The 1,642-nt window shown below is 47.5% G+C and carries 1 protein-coding gene; it reads right to left on the reverse strand.

From position 1 onward, the window contains the following. Positions 1 to 6 precede the first annotated feature (6 nt). On the reverse strand, positions 7 to 1,506 hold the full coding sequence (locus GSF01_RS30005) for a transposase (protein ID WP_235941801.1): 1,500 nt from the start codon (positions 1,504 to 1,506) through the stop codon (positions 7 to 9). Positions 1,507 to 1,642: the final 136 nt, after the last annotated feature.

Raw genomic sequence — 1,642 nt, forward strand, 5'->3', positions numbered from 1 at the left:
CATGACCTATGCACCTCGAGGTAAACACTGGTAAATATCTGGTCTAGGTGTAACCCAAAGAAGCATGAGGTAGTGCTCAGGCCAAAATAATTCAATAAGTCTTGCAAACCTCCGTACATTTGTGTCACAATCAATGGAGATTCGTCGGTTGCCCTTGTGGTTGACCGCGCGAACCTGGCAACGAGTGTGGAAGAGGCCGCGAACCATTTCGCCGTGGGTGTAGCCTTCATCATCACTCGTTTTTTCTTTGTTCAATTCAAATAGAGCAACCGCCAGAAGTGTCTCCGCTGTAAAAAGCAATTCGAAATGCGCATGGTGATGCGTCTCGGATTCGGAATGGCAGCTTTCAAAAGCCAGTTCTTGTTTAGCTGTTCGAAAAAACACCTCGATCCGCCAACGCTTCACGTAAGTTTGCAAGGCTTCTTCAGGAGCGTCAAAGCGGTTGCTAATGAGTAAATACGCTCCTCTGTAGGTAGCCGGAGCTTCGTCCTCAGCAGCATTCAAATCGCACTCTTCGTTATCTTTCAACCGTATGACAGCTACAGCAGCCACCTGGACATATCGCTGTTTCGTTACCTGCTTTCCCTTGCGGCTTGTTAGGGTAAATGGCTGTTTCATATAGATGTCGGGAATCGCCATCGACACCAGACCCTGGGACGCACCGCGAGTTAGGGTTGTGAACACTTCGCGGATCAGCATAACCGGCGTGAGGGGCACGTATCGTTCTCTACCCGTCAGTGGCTCGATGACCTTGCGGAATAAGGCCGTATTACGCTTGGCCTTGGTCACCCAATCAAAGCCATGTACCTCCAGAAACGCGAAAAACTCTTTACATAAATACCAGCGATCCATGGCGACCCATAGCCTGCAGGCCGTGGATTTTCGCAGCAAAAGAAGCATTTGTTTGGCCAAATCGATCTTCGTAAGACCTTCACCCTTGATTGCAGGTTGATGCCACACGCGATAAAACAAGGGGTATTCCAGACCACTTTTCAGCACCGCTTGAATCACAACCACATTCATCGCCCATACATAGGCTTTCTTTGAGGAATCGAACAGCCACGCCAGAAACGGAAGTTGTTTGGCGTAAGGATGAGCGAGGTGAGTGTCGTCCAGATTAATTACATCACCGTCCTCAAGCCGGATGAGTTCATCTTGCTGAAGGCGAGCGACGCGCTTCTTGCCAAAGGTCGTCCATGCGTGGGGGTTCGAAAGAAACCGGCTCATCGTATATTGAGCAAGTTTCCATGGATGAAACATTTCTTTGAGTAGAGCATCTTTGTCAGCTAATTGCGCCATCTGCACGACAGATGAACAGTTAGAAACGAGACCGATTACATAAAGAAAACAGATCAGCCAAGACGGGGTTCCGCTGCGCTTCATCATGCCTGACTGGGTAAGTAGCAGAGAGAAATCAAAGCGATCCCATAAACTTTTGAGAATTGGGGCTCCTGCGCATTCCCCATGCTGTAAATCTAGAAACCTCGGTTTTTGTAACGCTGACATTGGAAAATCACCTATAATTTCGAAGATATACCTCGTTTAAAAGGTATCCTTCGCAATTATTGGGGCTCTTCCGAAATGTCAAGTCTTTTTTCGATAATCAATTCCTAATAATTTACTTCAACTGCATAGGTCATGA

It is taken from the genome of Paenibacillus puerhi, assembly GCF_009846885.1.
Classification (GTDB): domain Bacteria; phylum Bacillota; class Bacilli; order Paenibacillales; family NBRC-103111; genus Paenibacillus_G; species Paenibacillus_G puerhi.